The 18,267-nt window shown below is 65.1% G+C and carries 18 protein-coding genes; 13 read left to right on the top strand and 5 right to left on the bottom strand.

Going from position 1 to position 18,267, the window contains the following annotated elements; genetic code table 11:
* The first annotated feature begins 73 nt into the window (after positions 1 to 73).
* Positions 74 to 1,120 carry a LacI family DNA-binding transcriptional regulator gene (locus TO66_RS01370; protein WP_044460629.1) on the top strand — a complete coding sequence of 349 codons (1,047 nt, stop codon included), beginning with the start codon at positions 74 to 76 and terminating at the stop codon, positions 1,118 to 1,120.
* Between the two features lie 9 nt (positions 1,121 to 1,129).
* Here the strand turns inward: TO66_RS01370 and TO66_RS01365 are convergent, their stop codons facing one another.
* The 3 genes from TO66_RS01365 to TO66_RS01355 form a co-directional block, all read right to left on the bottom strand.
* On the bottom strand, positions 1,130 to 1,531 hold the full coding sequence (locus TO66_RS01365; RefSeq protein WP_044465918.1) for a type II toxin-antitoxin system HicB family antitoxin: 402 nt from the start codon (positions 1,529 to 1,531) through the stop codon (positions 1,130 to 1,132).
* A gap of 29 nt (positions 1,532 to 1,560) precedes the next feature.
* Complete coding sequence (locus TO66_RS01360; RefSeq protein WP_044460628.1) at positions 1,561 to 1,743, bottom strand: type II toxin-antitoxin system HicA family toxin; 183 nt, start codon at positions 1,741 to 1,743, stop codon at positions 1,561 to 1,563.
* Positions 1,744 to 1,870: 127 nt separating this feature from the next.
* Complete coding sequence (locus TO66_RS01355; protein WP_044460627.1) at positions 1,871 to 2,761, bottom strand: LysR family transcriptional regulator; 891 nt, start codon at positions 2,759 to 2,761, stop codon at positions 1,871 to 1,873.
* Positions 2,762 to 2,900: 139 nt separating this feature from the next.
* On the opposite strand from TO66_RS01355, the gene TO66_RS01350 reads away from it, so the two are divergent.
* Together TO66_RS01350 and TO66_RS01345 are read left to right on the top strand one after the other, a co-directional pair.
* Positions 2,901 to 3,641 carry an SDR family oxidoreductase gene (locus TO66_RS01350; RefSeq protein WP_044460626.1) on the top strand — a complete coding sequence of 247 codons (741 nt, stop codon included), beginning with the start codon at positions 2,901 to 2,903 and terminating at the stop codon, positions 3,639 to 3,641.
* Positions 3,642 to 3,800: 159 nt separating this feature from the next.
* A complete protein-coding gene (locus TO66_RS01345) occupies positions 3,801 to 4,058 on the top strand; it encodes a hypothetical protein (protein ID WP_044460625.1) in 258 nt (85 codons plus the stop codon).
* A gap of 105 nt (positions 4,059 to 4,163) precedes the next feature.
* Here the strand turns inward: TO66_RS01345 and betT are convergent, their stop codons facing one another.
* Positions 4,164 to 6,128 carry a choline transporter BetT gene (betT, locus tag TO66_RS01340; RefSeq protein ID WP_171820145.1) on the bottom strand — a complete coding sequence of 655 codons (1,965 nt, stop codon included), beginning with the start codon at positions 6,126 to 6,128 and terminating at the stop codon, positions 4,164 to 4,166.
* A gap of 394 nt (positions 6,129 to 6,522) precedes the next feature.
* Positions 6,523 to 7,449, bottom strand: a complete 927-nt coding sequence (epsC, locus tag TO66_RS01335) for a serine O-acetyltransferase EpsC (protein WP_044460623.1) — start codon at positions 7,447 to 7,449, stop codon at positions 6,523 to 6,525.
* Between the two features lie 191 nt (positions 7,450 to 7,640).
* Here epsC and TO66_RS01330 point away from each other — a divergent pair, with 191 nt between their 5' ends.
* The 10 genes from TO66_RS01330 (at position 7,641) to TO66_RS01285 (ending at position 18,113) form a co-directional block, all read left to right on the top strand.
* Positions 7,641 to 8,636, top strand: a complete 996-nt coding sequence (locus TO66_RS01330; RefSeq protein WP_044460622.1) for a D-cysteine desulfhydrase — start codon at positions 7,641 to 7,643, stop codon at positions 8,634 to 8,636.
* A 247-nt stretch (positions 8,637 to 8,883) separates the two neighbouring features.
* On the top strand, positions 8,884 to 9,681 hold the full coding sequence (tcyJ, locus tag TO66_RS01325) for a cystine ABC transporter substrate-binding protein (protein WP_044460621.1): 798 nt from the start codon (positions 8,884 to 8,886) through the stop codon (positions 9,679 to 9,681).
* Positions 9,681 to 10,346, top strand: a complete 666-nt coding sequence (gene tcyL, locus TO66_RS01320) for a cystine ABC transporter permease (protein WP_044460620.1) — start codon at positions 9,681 to 9,683, stop codon at positions 10,344 to 10,346. Before tcyJ ends, tcyL begins: the two co-directional genes overlap by 1 nt.
* 4 nt (positions 10,347 to 10,350) lie before the next feature.
* Complete coding sequence (tcyN, locus tag TO66_RS01315; protein WP_044460619.1) at positions 10,351 to 11,109, top strand: L-cystine ABC transporter ATP-binding protein TcyN; 759 nt, start codon at positions 10,351 to 10,353, stop codon at positions 11,107 to 11,109.
* Positions 11,110 to 11,540: 431 nt separating this feature from the next.
* Positions 11,541 to 12,782: an SfnB family sulfur acquisition oxidoreductase gene (locus TO66_RS01310; protein ID WP_044460618.1), complete on the top strand. Its 1,242-nt coding sequence runs from the start codon at positions 11,541 to 11,543 to the stop codon at positions 12,780 to 12,782.
* A 24-nt stretch (positions 12,783 to 12,806) separates the two neighbouring features.
* Positions 12,807 to 14,012, top strand: a complete 1,206-nt coding sequence (locus TO66_RS01305; RefSeq protein ID WP_044460617.1) for an SfnB family sulfur acquisition oxidoreductase — start codon at positions 12,807 to 12,809, stop codon at positions 14,010 to 14,012.
* Positions 14,012 to 15,379, top strand: coding sequence for an LLM class flavin-dependent oxidoreductase (locus TO66_RS01300; RefSeq protein WP_044460616.1), 1,368 nt, complete (start codon positions 14,012 to 14,014; stop codon positions 15,377 to 15,379). The genes TO66_RS01305 and TO66_RS01300 overlap by 1 nt, the downstream gene beginning before the upstream one ends.
* Positions 15,380 to 15,513: 134 nt before the next feature.
* Positions 15,514 to 16,323, top strand: coding sequence for a MetQ/NlpA family ABC transporter substrate-binding protein (locus tag TO66_RS01295; RefSeq protein ID WP_044460615.1), 810 nt, complete (start codon positions 15,514 to 15,516; stop codon positions 16,321 to 16,323).
* Position 16,324: 1 nt separating this feature from the next.
* Positions 16,325 to 17,479, top strand: a complete 1,155-nt coding sequence (locus TO66_RS01290; protein ID WP_044460614.1) for a methionine ABC transporter ATP-binding protein — start codon at positions 16,325 to 16,327, stop codon at positions 17,477 to 17,479.
* Entirely contained in the window at positions 17,469 to 18,113 is a 645-nt protein-coding gene (locus TO66_RS01285; RefSeq protein ID WP_044460613.1) for a methionine ABC transporter permease, read from the top strand. The genes TO66_RS01290 and TO66_RS01285 overlap by 11 nt, the downstream gene beginning before the upstream one ends.
* Positions 18,114 to 18,267 lie beyond the last annotated feature (154 nt).

Below are 18,267 nucleotides of genomic sequence, written 5' to 3'. Positions count from 1 at the left end.
AGCCGCTCATAGAGCGTCCAATACTGAAAAATTACTTTTATATGCCTTTTTGTTTACTGGAAGGATCGCGTTCTTGACCGCTGAAAAATCTCCAGGCCGCAAGCGCCGCGGCGCCGGGCGGGTGACCCTGAACACCGTTGCTCGTCAGGCCGGCGTTTCGGCGATTACCGTGTCGCGTTATTTCAACCAGCCGGACAGCGTCTCGCCGGAGCGTCGCGAGCGCATTGCCGCGGCGGTGGCGGCCCTCGGTTACGTACCGAACCTGGTGGCCGGCGGCCTGGCCTCGGCGCGGGGCAGGATCGTCGCCATGGTGATCCCGAACATCTCGGGGCCGATCTTCGCCAACACCCTCCAGGGTTTCAGCGACACCCTCAGCCGCCACGGCTACCAGCTGTTGCTGGCGTCGAGCTATTTCGATGCGCAGCAGGAAGAAAACGCCGTGCGCGCCTTCCTCGGCTGGTCGCCGGCGGCGCTGGTGCTGACCAGCCATTTCCACAGCGCGGGCACCGAGAAGATGATCGCCGAGGCGGATATCCCGGTGATCGAGACCTGGGACTACCAGCCCCAGCGCGAACCGCTGCAGATCGGTTTTTCCCATTTCGAGGTCGGGGTGACGGCGGCACGCTACCTGTACGACAAGGGGTATCGGCGCATCGCCTTCGTGCAGAACAGCGCCCCCGGCGACTTCAGCGCCCTGGAGCGTCGCGACGGCTATGCCGCGACCGTGAGCGCGCTGGGACTGGAGCCGTGGGTATTCGCGCCGGACGCCGATCGGGCGCCGTTCGAGGCCGGCAAACAGGCGATGGAAGCCCTGATGCACAGCAGCCCCCGCCCGGATGCCATCATCTTCGCCAACGACAACCTGGCCGCCGGCGGGTCCCTGGCCGGGCAACGGGCAGGGCTGAAGATCCCCGAGGAATGCGCGGTGCTGGGCTTTGGCGACTACCCCTTCGCCGAGATGCTGCTGCCCAGCCTGAGCACCATCAAGCCGCCGGCGCTGGAGATCGGCGTACTGGCGGCGACGCGAGTCCTGGAAAGCCTCGGCGTGCTGCCGGTGACGGATCAAGTGCAGCGGCTGAACCTGCTGCAGTGCCGGGTGATCGAGCGCGAAAGCACCTAGGCCAATGGCCTACGCGGACAATTCGCGCAATGCCGCCGCGGCGAGGAAGCCCGAGCGCGAGCGATAGCGCTGGTCGCGCTTGACCGTCTGGTCGATGCGCTCCAGCAGTTGCTCTGGCAATGTCGCGTTGAACCGCACGGCCTTGCCGAAGTACGGCGTGATGTCGAACTCGACCACGCCCCACACTCCGCCGGCATAGTCGGGATTGTCGATATGCTCGTCGATCTCGTGCACCTGGGGCAGCGGCTCGCCATCGGCAACCAGGCCTTCATAGTGCAGCGACAGGGCTTCCTTCACGTTCTCGAAGGCTTGCGCCGCAGTGCGTCCCGCGGAAAAACAGCCCGGCACATCAGGGACAATCACGCCGTATTCGGAGTCGGCATCCTTGTGCAGCACGACCGGGAATTTCATCTCGTTGACCTCTTCGTTCACGACCGGCCTCATTTCAGGCCCGCCTGTTTCAAGATGCAGTGGATCGTGCCCCGGGGCAGATCCGCCTCCGGGTGAGGCACGGTAACCCGCCCCGGCTTGTACTGATGCCTGTATTGGTGATGGCTGCCCTTGACCGCGATCAGATACCACCCGTCCTCCTCGATCATCCTGATCAGTTCCCGACTGCGCATTGCCCTGTCCTTTCGATACGTCCCGAAAGACCAAGGTACACAGCTCCAGGCGAACGATACACACTATACACATCCTGATAATCAATACAGAAAGCGGCGATGACCGGCGCCGGCGCCCCGGCAGCTCTCAGACCGCCCCGGCGAACACCTCCGCCAGCCAGTCGACGAATACCCGAACCCGCGGCGACATATGGCGGTTATGCGGATACAGCACCGAAACCGGCATCGGCGGTGGCGGCGTATCGGTGAGGACTTCGCGGATCAGCCCCTGGGAAATCTGCTCCGCCAGGTGATAGCGCGGGCACTGGATAAGCCCCAGCCCGGCCAGGGCCGAAGCGGTGTAGATCTCGGCACCAAAGACCGTCAGCGCGCCCTCGAGGGCGACCTCCCGCAGCTCGCCATCGACCATGAACTCGAATGGGGACGGCCCGGTCGCGCTACGCGAAACGTAGTTCACCGCCCGGTGCCGCGACAGTTCGTCGAGGTGCTTCGGCTCACCGTATTGGCGCAGGTACGCCGGACTGGCACAGGTGATCTGCGGCAGGCTGGCCACACGCCGGCCGATCAGCGTCGAGTCCCCAAGGGTGCCCGCGCGCAGCACGCAATCCACCCCTTCGGCAATCAGGTCGACGAAACGATCCGCCTCGCTCAGGGACAGCTCGATGTCCGGGTAGCGCGCCATGAAGTCAGGCAAGGCCGGGATCACGAAGTGCCGGGCCAGGGTGCCATGCAGGTCGACCCGCAGGCGCCCTTTCGGCGCCACCGTGCGAAATGCCAGCTCGGCTTCCTCCAGCTCCGCCAGCAACTGCACGCAGCGCTGGTAATAGGCCTCGCCGTCGAGGGTCGGGCGCACGCGGCGGGTGTTGCGCTCCAGCAGGCGGGTGCCGAGCCAGGCTTCGAAGCGGTTGAGGGTATGGGTCAGGGTGGCGCGTGGCAGGTTCAGGTCGGCGGCGGCCAGGGTGAAGCTGCCGCGCTCATAGATCCGCACGAACGCCTTCATCGCTTTGACTTGATCCACGGCGAGGCTCCGAAGGGGCTTTATTGTTGGCGATTATTGAACAGTCAAGCCAACTCTGGCGCATTTATCGGCCTGGATAAACCTGTGAAGCTGCTTGCACTTCATCGCCAGCCTCCCACTTCTCGGAAGATCATTCACCATGACTGAACAGACATCGAAAGTAGCAATCGTGACCGGCGCCTCTCGCGGCATCGGTGCCGTCATCGCTCGGCAACTGGCCAAGGACGGTTTCGCCGTCGCCATCAACTACGCCAGCAGCGCCACCGAAGCCTCGGCGCTGGTGGTGGAACTGCGCCAGGCCGGCCACCGCGCCATAGCGGTCAAGGCCAACGTCGCCGATGCCGCAGACGTGCGCCGGCTGTTCGACGAAACTGAAGCGCAACTGGGCAAGGTCGACGCGCTGATCAACAACGCCGGGATCCTTGAGGTCCTGCCGCTGGCGCAACACAGCGACGAACTGTTCGAGCGCACCTTCGCCATCAATACCCGCGGCACCTTCAACACCCTGCGCGAAGCCGCCACCCGCCTGAACGCCGGCGGCCGCATCGTCAACTTCTCCAGCACCACGGTGGCCCTGAACCTGCCGGGCTACGCGGTCTACATCGCCAGCAAGGCGGCGGTGGAATCCCTGACCCAGGTGTTTGCCAAGGAACTGCGCGGACGCGACATCACCGTCAACGCCGTGGCTCCCGGCCCGGTCGCCACCGAATTGTTCCTGCATGGCAAAAGCGAGGAGCAGGTCCAGAACTTCGCCAAAATGCCGCCCCTGGAGCGCCTCGGCCAGCCGGCAGACATCGCCGCTGTCGTGGCCTTCCTGGTCAGCCCGGCGGCAGGCTGGGTCAACGGGCAGATCCTGCGCGCCAACGGCGGCCTGGCCTGAGTGGCCGACGGCGGAAACCGAACGCCAGGCACCGATTTACCGGCGGGACGTGGCCAGTTCGACCACACTTCTGCTTAGCAGGCCGGAAAGAACAGCGCGGGCCAGCCCACGCTTGCCCCATCGATGCCAACCCCAAGGCCGGCCCGCGAGGACACCATCATGCACACCACGATCATCACCACCTTCGGCCTGGTTCTCCTGGCGCTGATGTTGTTCATCGGCGACAAGCTCGGCCTCGGCCGCCAGACCCTGGCCTACAGCTTCGTGCTGCTGTGGCTGGCACTGACGGTGATCAACGGAGCGGTGGGGATGGTCCACGCCGGCCAGTCCCTGGGCACGGAGCTGGCGGTGGGTAGCCTGGTGTTCGGAGTGCCGGTGGCGGCGTTGGTGCTGTTCATGGTGTTGAGCCAGGGCTGAGGGCCCCATCGCAGGCAAGCCTCGCTCCTACAGGTTAGTGTGTTCCGTAGGAGCGAGGCTTGCCCGCGATGGCGGCGGCACTGACGCCACCGCCCTTTGCGTCGATCAACGCACCAGGTGCAGGAACTGCATGTGCCGTTCGTACTGGTCGAGGATGTCGTTGATGATCTGGTCCTTGGTGTAGCCCATCAGGTCGTAATCCTGGCTACCTTCGGCCAGGTGCACCTCGGCACGGTAGTAACGCCGGTTGCGCATTTCCTTGGGCCCCATGCCACCGCGGGCGAAGGACGGCGTGAAGTAGCCGCGCATCTGCACCTGATAGACGAACGGGTGCTGGTCGCCATGGCCGATCTCCAGGCTGACGCTGTCGTTGGCCGGGTCCGGCTGGGCGATCACGTTCAGGCCTTTCTCGACGAACACCGCCGTCACTTCTTCGATGGCCGGACGCACCGTCTGGTCGAGGAAGCGGTACACCTCGTCGCGCGACGGGAAATGCACCGCCTGGCTCAGGCGCTGGCGCCAACCACCCTTGCCGCGCCGCGAAGACGAAGCCACCGGCGCCAGCGAGTGCAACTGGGCGATCTGCTTCTGCGACTCGAGGTAGAAGGCCTTGTGCAGCCCCCACATCATCAGCAACAGGATCATCGAGAACGGCAGCGAGGTCAGCACCACCGCCGACTTCAGCGAGTCGATGCTGCCGGCGAACAGCAGCGCGCTGGTGACCAGCGCGGTCATCGCACCCCAGAACACCCGCAGCCATTTCGGCCCGTCTTCGTCGGCGTTGCCGCCACGGGCCGACAGGGTCGAGAGCACCACGGTGCCGGAGTCGGCCGAAGTGACGAAGAACACGAAGCTGATGAACACCGTCACGGCGATGACGGTTTTGCTCCACGGGTAGGTTTCCAGCAGCAGGTAGAGGGTCATCGACGGGTTGTCGATGGCCGACATGCCCAGCGCGCTCATGCCGTGGTTGAGCACCTGGTCGATGGCGCTGTTGCCGAAGATCGACATCCAGGCCAGGGTGAAACCCAGGGGAATCAGCAGCACGCCGAAGACGAACTCGCGGATGGTGCGGCCACGGGAAATCCGCGCGATGAACAGGCCCACGAACGGCGACCAGGCAATCCACCAGGCCCAGTAGAACACGGTCCAGCCACCCAGCCAGTCGCTGGGTTCGTCATAGGCGTAGAGGTCGAAGCTCTTGGTCGGCAAGGCGCCGAGGTAGTCGCCAAGGTTCTGGATCAGGGTATTGAGCAGATGCTGGGTGGGGCCGGCGAACAGCACGAACAGCAGCAGCGCACAGGCCAGCAGCATGTTGATGTCGGACATCACCCGCACGCCCTTGTCGACGCCGGAGACCGCGACGACGATCGCCGCGCCCATCATCAGGCTGATCAGGCCCACCTGGACCCATTGGGTGTGAGCGATGCCGAACAGGTAATCCAGCCCGGAGTTGAGGTGCAATACGCCAAAGCCCATGTCGGCACCGAGGCCGAAGACCGTGGCGATGATGCCGAAGCCGTCCACCGCATAGCCGATGGGACCGTTGATGCGCTTGCCGATCAACGGGTACAGCGCCGAACGCAGGGCCAGCGGCAGGTTGTGCCGATAGGCGAAGTACGCCAGGGCCATGCCGACGAAGGCGAACACGCCCCAGCCGTGCAGGCCCCAGTGCAGGAAGAGGATCTGCATGCCCTGACGCGCGGCGTCCGCGGTGCCCGCCTCGCCCTGGGGCGGTTGCAGCATGTGGGTCAGGGGTTCCGAGACGCAGAAGAAGAACAGCGTGATGCTGATCCCGGCGGCGAACAGCATGCCGGCCCAGGACAGGTAACTGAATTCGGGCTCGTCGTGGTCGGCGCCGAGCTTGATCTTGCCGTAGCCGGACAGGGCCGTGACCACCACGAAGACCAGGTACAGGGTCATGGCCAGCATGTAGTACCAGCCGACCGTATTGGCCGCCCAGTTCTGCGCGGCCAGCAGCCAGGCGCCAGCCTGTTCCGGCAGGGCGATCACGACCAGGCCGAAGGCCAGGATGAAGCTTGCGGCGAAATAGAACACCGGCGGGTTCATGCGGATCAGGCCGCTGCCGGGAAGAGACGGTGCACTCATGAAACGGGCACCTCGAGCGGGTGGAACGCGGCTGAAAAGATCGGACTCAGCAAAGGTAAGCCTCCTGTTGTGAGCGGGCAGCGGACTGCCGGTTTAACTTGAACGAGCGTTCAAGTTAAACATGAATGAATACTCAAGGACCAATCGCGGGGCCCGGCGGTCGCCTGGTTTCGCGATTTTTGAGAAAGGTCTGATGTGTCGCGGAGAGAATCGTTCAGCGGGAAAAAGCACAGTGCCATCAAATAAAAAGCATCGCGGGCAAGCCTCGCTCCTACAAATAGTTCATCGAACCTGTAGGAGCGAGCGGGCGGCGATCCCTCTTGCCCGCGAAAAATCCAACAGGCGCAGAAGATGCCTACTTCTGCGATCCATCGTCGTGCTGCAGGTTGGCCTGGGTCAGGTTGCTTCCCGCCGGCACGCTGCGGGTCAGCCAGACGTTGCCGCCGATGGTCGAGCCCTGGCCGATGGTGATGCGCCCCAGGATGGTCGCGCCGGCATAGATCACCACATCGTCCTCGACGATCGGGTGGCGCGGATGGCCCTTCTGCAACTGGCCGTCCTCGTCCGCCGGGAAGCGCTTGGCGCCCAGGGTCACGGCCTGGTAGATGCGCACGCGCTCGCCGATGATCGCGGTTTCGCCGATCACCACGCCGGTGCCATGGTCGATGAAGAAACTGCGGCCGATCTGCGCGCCCGGATGAATGTCGATGCCGGTCGCCGAGTGGGCGATTTCCGCGCTGATCCGCGCCAGCAGCGGCAAGCCGGCGCGGTACAGGTGGTGGGCCAGGCGATGGTGGATCACCGCCAGGATGCCCGGGTAGCACAGCAGCACTTCATCGACGCTGCGCGCCGCCGGGTCGCCGTGGTAGGCGGCCAGCACGTCGGTGTCGAGCAGCACCCGCAGGCCCGGCAGGGCCAGGGCGAAATCCTGGATGATGCGAATGGCCCGGGCATTGACGTCGGCATCGGTCTCGCCACCGTGGCGCGCGGCGTAGCGCAGCTCCAGGCGGGTCTGAGCCAGCAGCGCATTGAGGGCTGCGTCCAGGGTGTGGCCGACGTAGAAATCCTCGCTTTCCTCGCGCAGGTCCACCGGCCCCAGGCGCATCGGGAACAGCGCACCGCACAGCGCTTCGAGAATCTCGGCCATGGCCGCGCGCGACGGCAATTCCCGGCCACCCTGCTCGCCACTGACCCGGCCGTTGCGGGTACGCCACTGGTCACGGGCATCGCGCAGTTGACTGACGATGGTCTGCAATTGCCAATGGCTGGAACGCTCGCTCACGATAGGACTCCTTGCACTCGCGGGCAGACTGCCTGCCCGCCTGAACGACGCCACTTTACGGTATGCGTCCCAGGCGAAATTAAGAACTATTTGTGCTGGCGCAAGAACTTTTTCGCATAAGCGATTGGCGGTTGCCCCGGTAAATATCGCTGCCTATAGTCCCTGACACCTTTCACCACCCGTGCGGCCTCATGATCAAACAACAGCTCGACCGCTTTGACCGTCTCGACCTGCTAGGCGGCGCCACCGCCCTGGAAAAACTCGAACGCCTGTCCGCCTGGCTGGGCCGCGATGTCTACGTCAAGCGCGACGACACCACGCCGCTGGCCATGGGCGGCAACAAACTGCGCAAGCTCGAATACCTCGCCGCCGATGCCCTGGCCCAGGGCGCGGATACCCTGATTACCGCCGGCGCCATCCAGTCCAACCATGTGCGCCAGACCGCGGCCATCGCCGCCAAGCTGGGCCTGGGCTGCGTGGCCCTGCTGGAAAACCCCATCGGCACCGACGACAGCAATTACCTGGGCAACGGCAACCGCCTGCTGCTCGACCTGTTCGACGCCAAGGTCGAGCTCGTGGACAACCTGGACAACGCCGACGAACAACTCCAGGCCCTGGCCGAGCGCCTGCGCAGCAATGGCAAGCAGCCCTATGTCGTGCCGATCGGCGGCTCCAATGCCCTGGGCGCGCTGGGTTATGTGCGCGCCGGCCTGGAACTGGCGGAGCAGATCGGCAACACCGGGCTCGAATTCGCCGCCGTGGTCCTGGCCTCGGGCAGCGCCGGCACCCACAGCGGCCTGGCCCTGGCCTTGAGCGAGGTATTGCCGCGATTGCCGGTGATCGGCGTGACCGTCTCGCGCACCGACGAAGCCCAGCGCCCCAAGGTCCAGGGCCTCGCCGAGCGCACCGCCGAATTGCTCGGCGTGGCGCTGCCGCAAAGCTTCAAGGTGGAGCTGTGGGATGAGTATTTCGCGCCCCGTTACGGCGAGCCGAACGCCGGCACCCTGGCCGCGGTGAAGCTGCTGGCGAGCCAGGAAGGCCTGTTGCTGGACCCGGTCTACACCGGCAAGGCCATGGCCGGGCTGCTCGACGGCATCGGTCGCCAGCGTTTCGACGACGGCCCGATCCTCTTCCTGCATACCGGCGGGGCGCCGGCGCTGTTTGCCTATGCCGGATCGTTCGCCTGAATGACCTGCGCCGCCTGCGAGCTCGCAGGCTCGACGGCGGCCACAGGAATTGCATAGTCCATAAAAGAATATCAATGTAAATTTATAGTATTTTTACATCTATAAGCAGCCGCTTATAGTCGCGCCGCAGGCGTATTTGCCACGAGACGCATAAGCTGCATTAGTGCAGGATGAAGCGCTCGTTCCAGCTCACGGATTGACCTGCATTTCCCAACGGCATCTTCATAAGAAAACACAGGGGCTTGTCATGATTTTTTCCGCACTTCGTCGAAATATCCTTATTGGCTCGCTGGGCCTGGCGCTGGGTGCCGGGCTGCTCGGGCAAGCGGTTGCCGGTGAGCAACTGCAAAAGATCAAGGACGCCGGCACCATCAACGTGGGCCTGGAAGGCACCTATCCTCCCTTCAGCTACATCGACGAGAGCGGCAAGCTGGCCGGCTTCGAAGTGGAGTTTTCCGAAGCCCTGGCGCAGAAGCTGGGCGTGAAGGTCAAACTGCAGCCGACCAAATGGGACGGCATCCTCGCCGCCCTGGAATCCAAGCGCCTGGACGCGGTGATCAACCAGGTGACCATCTCGGAGGAGCGCAAGAAGAAGTACGACTTCTCCACGCCCTACACCGTTTCCGGCATCCAGGCCCTGACCCAGAAGAAAGACGCAGACAAGTTCAAGGTCGCCGCCGACCTGGCCGGGCACAAGGTTGGCGTGGGCCTGGGCACCAACTACGAACAATGGCTCAAGGACAATGTGCCCAAGGCCATCATCAAGACCTACGACGACGATCCGACCAAGTACCAGGACCTGCGCGTAGGCCGGATCGACGCGATCCTGGTGGACCGCCTGGCCGCCTTCGAGCTGATCAAGAAAACCAACGACACCCTGGCCGTTTCCGGCGAACCCTTCTCCCGCCAGGAAGCCGGCGTGGCCCTGCGCAAAGGCGAACCCGAACTGCTGGCCGCAGTGAACAAGGCGATCGAGGAACTGCGCGCCGACGGCACGCTGAAGAAACTCTCGGAAAAGTACTTCAACGCTGACGTCACTCAATAATGGAAGCAGGTTTTCAGCTTGCTCTGGACTCCGCGCCCTTTCTCCTGAAGGGCGCGTACTACACGGTCATCCTCAGCCTCGGCGGCATGTTCTTCGGACTGCTGCTGGGCTTCGGCCTGGCGCTGATGCGCCTGTCGCGCTTCAAGCTGCTGAGCTGGATCGCCCGCATCTACGTGTCGTTCTTTCGCGGCACACCGTTGCTGGTGCAGCTGTTCGTGATCTATTACGGCCTGCCGCAGCTGGGGCTCGAGCTGGACCCGCTGCCGGCGGCGCTGATCGGCTTTTCCTTGAACATGGCGGCCTATGCCTGCGAGATCCTGCGCGCGGCCATCGGCTCCATCGAGCGCGGGCAGTGGGAAGCGGCGGCCAGCATCGGCATGACCCGGGCGCAGACCCTGCGCCGGGCGATCCTGCCGCAGGCCATGCGCACCGCCCTGCCGCCTTTGGGCAACAGCTTTATCTCGCTGGTCAAGGACACCGCCCTGGCCGCCACCATCCAGGTGCCGGAGCTGTTCCGCCAGGCGCAGCTGATCACCGCCCGGACCTTCGAAATCTTCACCATGTATCTTGCCGCCGCGCTGATCTACTGGGTTCTGGCCAGCGTGCTGGCGCACTTGCAGAACCGCCTGGAAGCGCGGGTCAATCGGCACGACCAGGAGTCCTGAACCCATGATTGTGGTTGAAAAACTGACGAAGCAGTTCAAGGGTCAGACCGTCCTCAATGGCATCGACCTGACGGTGGCGGAAGGCGAAGTGGTCGCCATCATCGGCCCCAGTGGCTCGGGCAAGACCACCTTCCTGCGCTGCCTGAATTTTCTCGAAGAACCTACCAGCGGCCGGATCAAGGTCGGCGCTATCGAAATCGATGGCAGCCGCCCCCTGAGCCAGCAGCAGGGCTTGGTGCGGCAACTGCGCCAGCAGGTGGGTTTCGTGTTCCAGAACTTCAACCTGTTCCCCCATCGCACCGCCCTGGAAAACGTCATCGAAGGCCCGCTGGTGGTGAAGAAGACGCCCCGCGAGCAGGCGCTGGCCCTGGGCCGTGGGCTGCTGGCCAAGGTCGGCCTGGCGGGCAAGGAAGACGCCTACCCGCGGCGCCTCTCCGGCGGCCAGCAACAGCGCGTGGCGATTGCCCGGGCGCTGGCGATGGAGCCGGAAGTGATCCTGTTCGACGAGCCGACCTCGGCCCTCGACCCCGAGCTGGTGGGCGAGGTGCTGGCGACCATCCGCGGCCTGGCCGAGGAAAAACGCACCATGGTCATCGTCACCCACGAAATGGGCTTCGCCCGCGACGTGGCCAACCGGGTGATCTTCTTCGACAAGGGCGTGATCGTCGAGCAAGGCGAAGCCAAGGCCCTGTTCGCCAACCCCAGGGAAGAACGCACCCGGCAGTTCCTCAGCAAGTTCCTCACCTCCGGCCATTCGGCCTGACCTCGCCCGCCACCCCACTGCCGCGTTCCGTCTGACAAACCCCAGGCAGCGGTTTTACGACGGCTACGCCGCCGCTCGCGGGCTGCGCCAGCGGCTACAGGACCGCATGTACCCCTGTAGCCGCTGCCGAGCACCGCGAGGCTGCGATCGGCTGCGCAGCAGCCGCAAAACTGCCGCAGCCCCCTCCCATCTGTGCGGCGTTCCTCCCTGCCTGACGTATACGTAAACCTCTTCTATGTATATTCCTAGAAGTTAGTTTATTTAATTTTTATACGCGCATAGGGTATATGCACCGGACCACCGGACATTCTTGAACCCGATTTCGCCGCCCCGCCGCGGCAATCCAGAAGATGTGAGGTAGGTATGGTCCGGAACACAATCACCCCAGTGCAGAACGCCAGGGCATTGCGTGCAGCCAAGGAGTGGCGCTGATGTCCAGTCTGGCCGACGCAACTGTCCAGAGCGATCTGGACGTCGCCCCCCTGTTGTTGCCCGCACGGGTGCTGCGCGACGACGCGCAAGCCCTGCAAGCCGCCCATGAACTCGCCGCCCTCGCCCGCCACCAGGCGGCCCGGCGCGACCAGCAGCGCAAGCTGCCATGGGCGGAAATCGAACACTTCACCCGCAGTGGCCTGGGCAGTATCGCCATCCCGCGGGAATACGGCGGCCCGCAGGTGTCCTTCGTGACCCTGGCCGAAGTCTTCGCGATCATCTCCGCGGCCGACCCGGCCCTGGGGCAAATCCCGCAGAACCACTTCGGCATTCTCAACCTGGTCCTCGGCAGCGCTACCGAACGGCAGAAGAAGCAGCTGTTCCAGAGCGTGCTGGAAGGCTGGCGCATCGGTAATGCCGGCCCGGAACGCGGCGCCAAGAACACCCTGGAACTCAAGGCGCGGATCACCGCCGACGGCGACGGTTACCGGCTCAATGGCCAGAAGTTCTATTCCACCGGCGCCCTGTTCGCCCACTGGGTCGCGGTCAAGGCGCTGAACGACGACGGCAAGCAGGTGCTGGCCTTCGTCCGCCGCGGCACGCCGGGGCTGCGCATCGTCGATGACTGGTCCGGCTTCGGCCAGCGCACCACCGCCAGCGGCACCATCCTGCTCAACGATGTGCGGGTCGACGCCGAGCTGGTGGTGGACAACTGGCGCATCAACCAGTCGCCGAATATCCAGGGCGCGGTCTCGCAGTTGATCCAGGCAGCCATCGACGCCGGCATCGCCCGCGAAGCCATCGACGACGCCATCCGCTTTGTCCGCGAACGCTCGCGCCCCTGGGTCGACGCCCAGGTCGAGCGGGCCAGCGACGACCTCTACGTGATCGCCGACATCGGCAAGCTGAAAATCGAACTGCACGCCGCCGAAGCCCTGCTGCGCAAGGCCGGCCAGGTCCTGGACCAGGTCAGCGCGGCGCCGATCAGCGCCGAGTCCGCCGCCCGCGCCTCGATCGCCGTGGCCGAAGCCAAGGTGCTGACCACCGAGATCTCCTTGCTGGCCAGCGAAAAACTCTTCGAGCTGGCCGGCAGCCGCGCCACCCTCGCCGAATTCAACCTAGACCGGCACTGGCGCAACGCCCGGGTCCACACCCTGCACGATCCGGTGCGCTGGAAATACCACGCCGTCGGCACCTACCACCTGAACGGCACTCTGCCGGCTCGCCATTCCTGGATTTAAGCGACCAGATCTCTGGAGAAGCACATGACTCTTTCCCCACACGTCGCGGTCATAACCAGCGATGAGCAAGCCCTGATCGTCGCCAGCGACCTGGCCGAGGATTTCAAGCGCGACAGCGCCCTGCGCGACCGCGAACGCCGCCTGCCCCACCCCGAACTCGAAGCCTTCTCCCGCTCTGGCCTGTGGGGCATCAGCGTGCCCAAGGAATACGGCGGCGCCGGCGTCTCCAACGTCACCCTGGCCCGGGTCATCGCCCTGATCGCCCAGGCCGACGGTTCCCTCGGGCAGATTCCGCAGAACCATTTCTACGCCCTCGAAGTGCTGCGGGTGAATGGCAGCGAGGCGCAGAAAAAACGCCTGTACGCCGAGGTCCTGGCCGGCCAGCGCTTCGGCAACGCCCTGGCCGAACTGGGCACCCGCACCGCCCATGACCGCACCACCCGCCTGACCCCGGATACCCACGAAGGGCAAAGCGGCTATCGCATCAACGGTCGCAAGTTCTACTCCACCGGCGCCCTCTACGCCCAGCGCATCCCCACCTCGGTGGTGGACGAAAACGGCGTGCAGCAGCTGGCCTTCGTGCCGGCCGGCAGCCGCGGCCTGAACGTGATCGACGACTGGAGCGGCTTCGGCCAGCGCACCACCGGCAGCGGTTCGGTGGTGTTCGAGGACGTATTCGTCGCCGCCGAAGACGTGATCCCCTTCCAGAGCGCCTTCGAGCGGCCGACCCCCGTCGGCCCGCTGGCGCAGATCCTCCATGCGGCCATCGATACCGGCATTGCCCGCGCGGCGTATGAGGATGCCCTGCACTTCGTGCGCACCCGCACCCGGCCGTGGATCGACGCGGGCAGCGACAAGGCCACCGAAGACCCACTGACCCTCAAGAGCTTCGGCCAGCTGAGCATCCGCCTGCACGCCACCGAGGCGTTGCTGGAGCGTGCCGGGGAGTTCCTCGACGCCGCCCAGGCCGAGACCAACGCCGCAACCGTGGCCGCCGCCTCCATCGCGATCGCCGAGGCCCGCGCCATCAGCACCGAGATTTCCCTGGCCGCCGGCAGCACCCTGTTCGAGCTGGCCGGCAGCCAGGCGACCCTGGCCGAGCACGGCCTGGACCGCCACTGGCGCAACGCCCGGGTGCACACCCTGCACGACCCGGTGCGCTGGAAGTACCACGCGGTGGGCAACTACTACCTCAACGAGACGAACCCGCCACTGCGGGGGACCATCTGATGGCCGCGCCGCAAACCGCCAAGAAGAAAATCCTGCTCAATGCCTTCAACATGAACTGCATCGGGCATATCAACCATGGCCTGTGGACCCACCCGCGGGACAACTCGACCCAGTACAAGACCCTCGAATACTGGACCGAGCTGGCACAGCTGCTGGAACGCGGGCTGTTCGACGGGCTGTTCATCGCCGACATCGTCGGGGTCTACGACGTCTACCAGAACTCGCTGGACGTGACGCTCAAGGAGTCCATCCAGCTGCCGGTCAACGACCCGCTGCTGCTGGTGTCGGCCATGGCCGCGGTGACCCGCAACCTCGGCTTCGGCCTCACCGCCAACCTCACCTACGAGCCGCCGTACCTGTTCGCCCGGCGCATGTCGACGCTGGACCACTTGAGCCGTGGCCGGGTCGGCTGGAATATCGTCACCGGTTACCTGGACAGCGCCGCCAAGGCCATGGGCCTGGACCAGCAGGCCGAGCACGACCGGCGCTACGACCAGGCCGACGAATACCTGGAGGTGCTCTACAAACTCTGGGAAGGCAGCTGGGAAGACGACGCGGTGATCGACGACCGCGAACAGCGGATCTATGCCCGGCCGGACAAGGTGCACAAGGTCGAGCACCAGGGCGAGTTCTACCGGGTCGAGGGCTATCACCTGTGCGAGCCCTCGCCGCAGCGCACGCCGGTGCTGTTCCAGGCCGGCAGTTCGGACCGCGGCCTGGCGTTCGCCGGGCGCCACGCCGAATGCGTGTTCATCAGCGGGCAGAACAAGGCCTCGACCCGGGCCCAGGTGGACAAGGTGCGCGCCAGCGCCGTGGCGGCCGGACGCGACCCCGCAGACATCAAGGTGTTCATGGGGCTCAACGTGATAGTCGCCGAGACCGAGGAACTGGCCTGGAAGAAGCACGCCGAGTACCGCAGCCACGCCAGCGCCGAGGCCGGGGTGGCGCATTTCTCGGCGTCCACCGCCATCGACTTTTCCCAGTACGAAATCGACGAGCCGATCCAGTACGTGAAGAGCAACGCCATCCAGTCGGCCACCCGGAACCTGCAGAACAACGACTGGACCCGGCGCAAGCTGCTCGACCAGCACGCCCTGGGCGGGCGCTACTTCACCGTGGTCGGCTCGCCGCAGCAGGTGGCCGACGACCTGGAATCCTGGATCGCCGAAACCGGCCTCGACGGCTTCAACCTGACCCGCATCGTCACCCCGGAAAGTTATGTCGACTTCATCGACCTGGTGATCCCCGAGCTGCAACGCCGCGGCTCGTACAAGACCGCCTACGACAGCGGCACCTTGCGCGAAAAGCTGTTCCAGCGCGAGGCGCGACTGCCGGAGCAACACACTGGCGCGGACTACCGCCGCTAAAAGCATCGCGGGCAAGTCGGATCGCCGCCCGCTCGCTCCTACAAAAGCGACGCGTGCTCTGTAGGAGCGAGGCTTGCCCGCGATGAGGCCACAACGAACACCCCAAAACCACTGCACTGACTGGAACCAAACCCATGAAAAGCAAACTCCTGAGCCACCCAGTCAAAGCACTGGCCCTCGCCCTCGGACTGTTCACCGGCGCGGCATTCGCCGCCGATGCGCCGCTGAAGGTCGGCACCACCGCCGCCTTCGCCATTCCCCTGGAGGCCGCCGTCGCGGAGGCCGACAAGCAGGGCCTGAAAGTCGAACTGGTGGAGTTCACCGACTGGATCGCGCCGAACGTCAGCCTGGCCACCGGCGATATCGACGTGAACTACTTCCAGCACATCCCGTTCCTGGAAAACGCCAAGGCCGCCGCCGGTTTCGACCTGGTGCCGTTCGCCCCGGGGATCATCAACAACGTCGGCCTGTACTCGAAGAAATACAAAAGCTTCGACGAGCTGCCCGAGGGCGCCAGCGTGGCCATCGCCAACGACCCGATCAACAGCGGCCGCGGCTTGCAGCTGCTGGCCAAGGCCGGGCTGATCACGCTCAAGCCGGGGGTCGGCTACAAGGCCACCGAGGACGACATTGTCGCCAACCCGAAGAAGCTGAAGATCCTCCAGGTCGAAGCGGTGCAACTGGTGCGCGCCTATGACGACGCCGACCTGGTGCAGGGCTACCCGGCCTATATCCGCCTGGCCAAGACCTTCGATGCCGGCTCGGCGTTGCTGTTCGACGGCCTCGACCACAAGGAATACGTGATCCAGTTCGTGATCCAGCCCAAGAGCAAGACCGATCCGCGGCTGATCAAGTTCGTCGACATCTACCAGCATTCGCCGGTGGTACGCGCCGCCCTGGACAAAGCCCATGGCAAGCTCTACCAAGCCGGCTGGGAAGGTTGAGATGAGCGTCGCCTACCTCCCGTCATCCACGCCGCCCGCCGGGCAGCCGCAAGGCGCGGGGCACACCGAGCTGCCGGCGCAACTGCATCCGGAACTGAGCCGGGCCCATGTGCGCTTCATCGGCGTGGCCAAGACCTACCAGGGCCAGCAAGGCCCGGTGCAGGCCCTGCACGGCATCGACCTGGCGATCCAGCGCGGCGAAGTGTTCGGCATCATCGGCCGCAGCGGCGCGGGCAAGTCGTCGCTGATCCGCACCATCAATCGCCTGGAACAACCCTCGAGCGGCCGGGTGCTGATCGATCAGGTGGACATCGGCGACTTCGACGAAGACCGCCTGGTGGAGCTGCGCCGGCGCATCGGCATGATCTTCCAGCACTTCAACCTGATGTCGGCCAAGACCGTGTGGCAGAACGTCGAGCTGCCGCTGAAGGTCGCCGGCGTGCCCAGGGAACAGCGCGAGCGCAAGGTGCGCGAACTGCTGGAACTGGTGGGCCTGAAGGACAAGCACAAGGCCTACCCCGCGCAACTGTCGGGGGGCCAGAAACAGCGGGTCGGCATCGCCCGGGCGCTGGTGCACGACCCGGCGATCCTGCTGTGCGACGAGGCCACCTCGGCACTCGACCCGGAGACCACCCAGTCGATCCTCGGCCTGCTCAAGGAGATCAACCAGCGCCTGGGCCTGACCATCGTGCTGATCACCCATGAGATGGCGGTGATCCGCGATATCTGCGACCGGGTGGTGGTGCTGGAACATGGGCATATCGTCGAGCAGGGGCCGGTCTGGGAAGTGTTCGGCAACCCGCAGCACGAAGTCAGCAAGAGCCTGCTGGCGCCCTTGCAGCACGACCTGCCGCAAGAGTTGCAGGGGCACCTGCAAGCCCAGCCGGCGTCTTCGGACGCGGCGGTGGTACTGCGGCTGCGCTTCACCGGCAGGATCAGCGACGAGCCGGACCTGGCGGCGCTGTTCGCCACCCTTGGCGGGCGTGTGCGCCTGCTGCACGGCGGCGTGGAACGGATCCAGGGCCATGCCCTGGGGCAGTTGCTGCTGGCGGTCAACGGCTCGTCCCTGGGCGCCGAGGAGCAGCGCCTGCGGGCGCAGCACTTTTTGCACAAGCAGTGGACCCAACAGGTAGAGGTACTCGGTTATGTGGTTTGATCGCTTGCTGCAGGGCATCCTCGATACCCTGCTGATGGTCGGCGTGTCGTCCTTGATCGCCTTGCTGGCGGGGGTGCCGCTGGCGGTGTTCCTGGTCACCAGCGGCAAGGGCGGGATCTATGAGGCACCGAGGCTGAACGCGGTGCTGGGGGCCTTCGTCAACCTGTTCCGCTCGATTCCGTTCCTGATCCTGATGGTGGCGCTGATCCCCTTCACCCGGCTGATCGTCGGCACCACCTACGGCGTGTGGGCGGCGGTGGTGCCGCTGACCATTGCCGCCACGCCGTTCTTCGCCCGGATCGCCGAAGTCAGCCTGCGCGAGGTCGACCATGGCCTGATCGAAGCCGCCCAGGCCATGGGTTGCCGACGCTGGCATATCGTCCGGCATGTGCTGCTGCCGGAGGCGCTGCCGGGCATCGTCGGCGGTTTCACCATCACCCTGGTGACCATGATCAATTCCTCGGCCATGGCCGGGGCGATCGGGGCCGGGGGCCTGGGGGACATTGCCTATCGCTACGGCTACCAGCGTTTCGACAGCCAGATCATGCTCACGGTAATCGTGCTGCTGGTGGTCCTGGTGGCGGCCATCCAGCTCAGCGGCGATCGCCTGGCGCGCGCGCTCGACAAGCGCTGAGGTCGGCGCTGTCCGTTCGAACGTCATCGCGAGCAAGCTTCGCTCCTACAAAAGGCAACGTGATCGACCTGTAGCTCTGTGGCCCTGTAGCCCTGTAGCCGCTGCCGAGCGCCAGCGAGGCTGCGATCGGGGCAAAGCCCCGTAAAACCTGACA

The sequence above is a fragment of the Pseudomonas sp. MRSN 12121 genome, from assembly GCF_000931465.1.
Lineage (GTDB): Bacteria > Pseudomonadota > Gammaproteobacteria > Pseudomonadales > Pseudomonadaceae > Aquipseudomonas.
The sequence above is the reverse complement of the archived record's forward strand: the minus strand, read 5'-3'. Positions and strand labels throughout refer to the sequence as shown.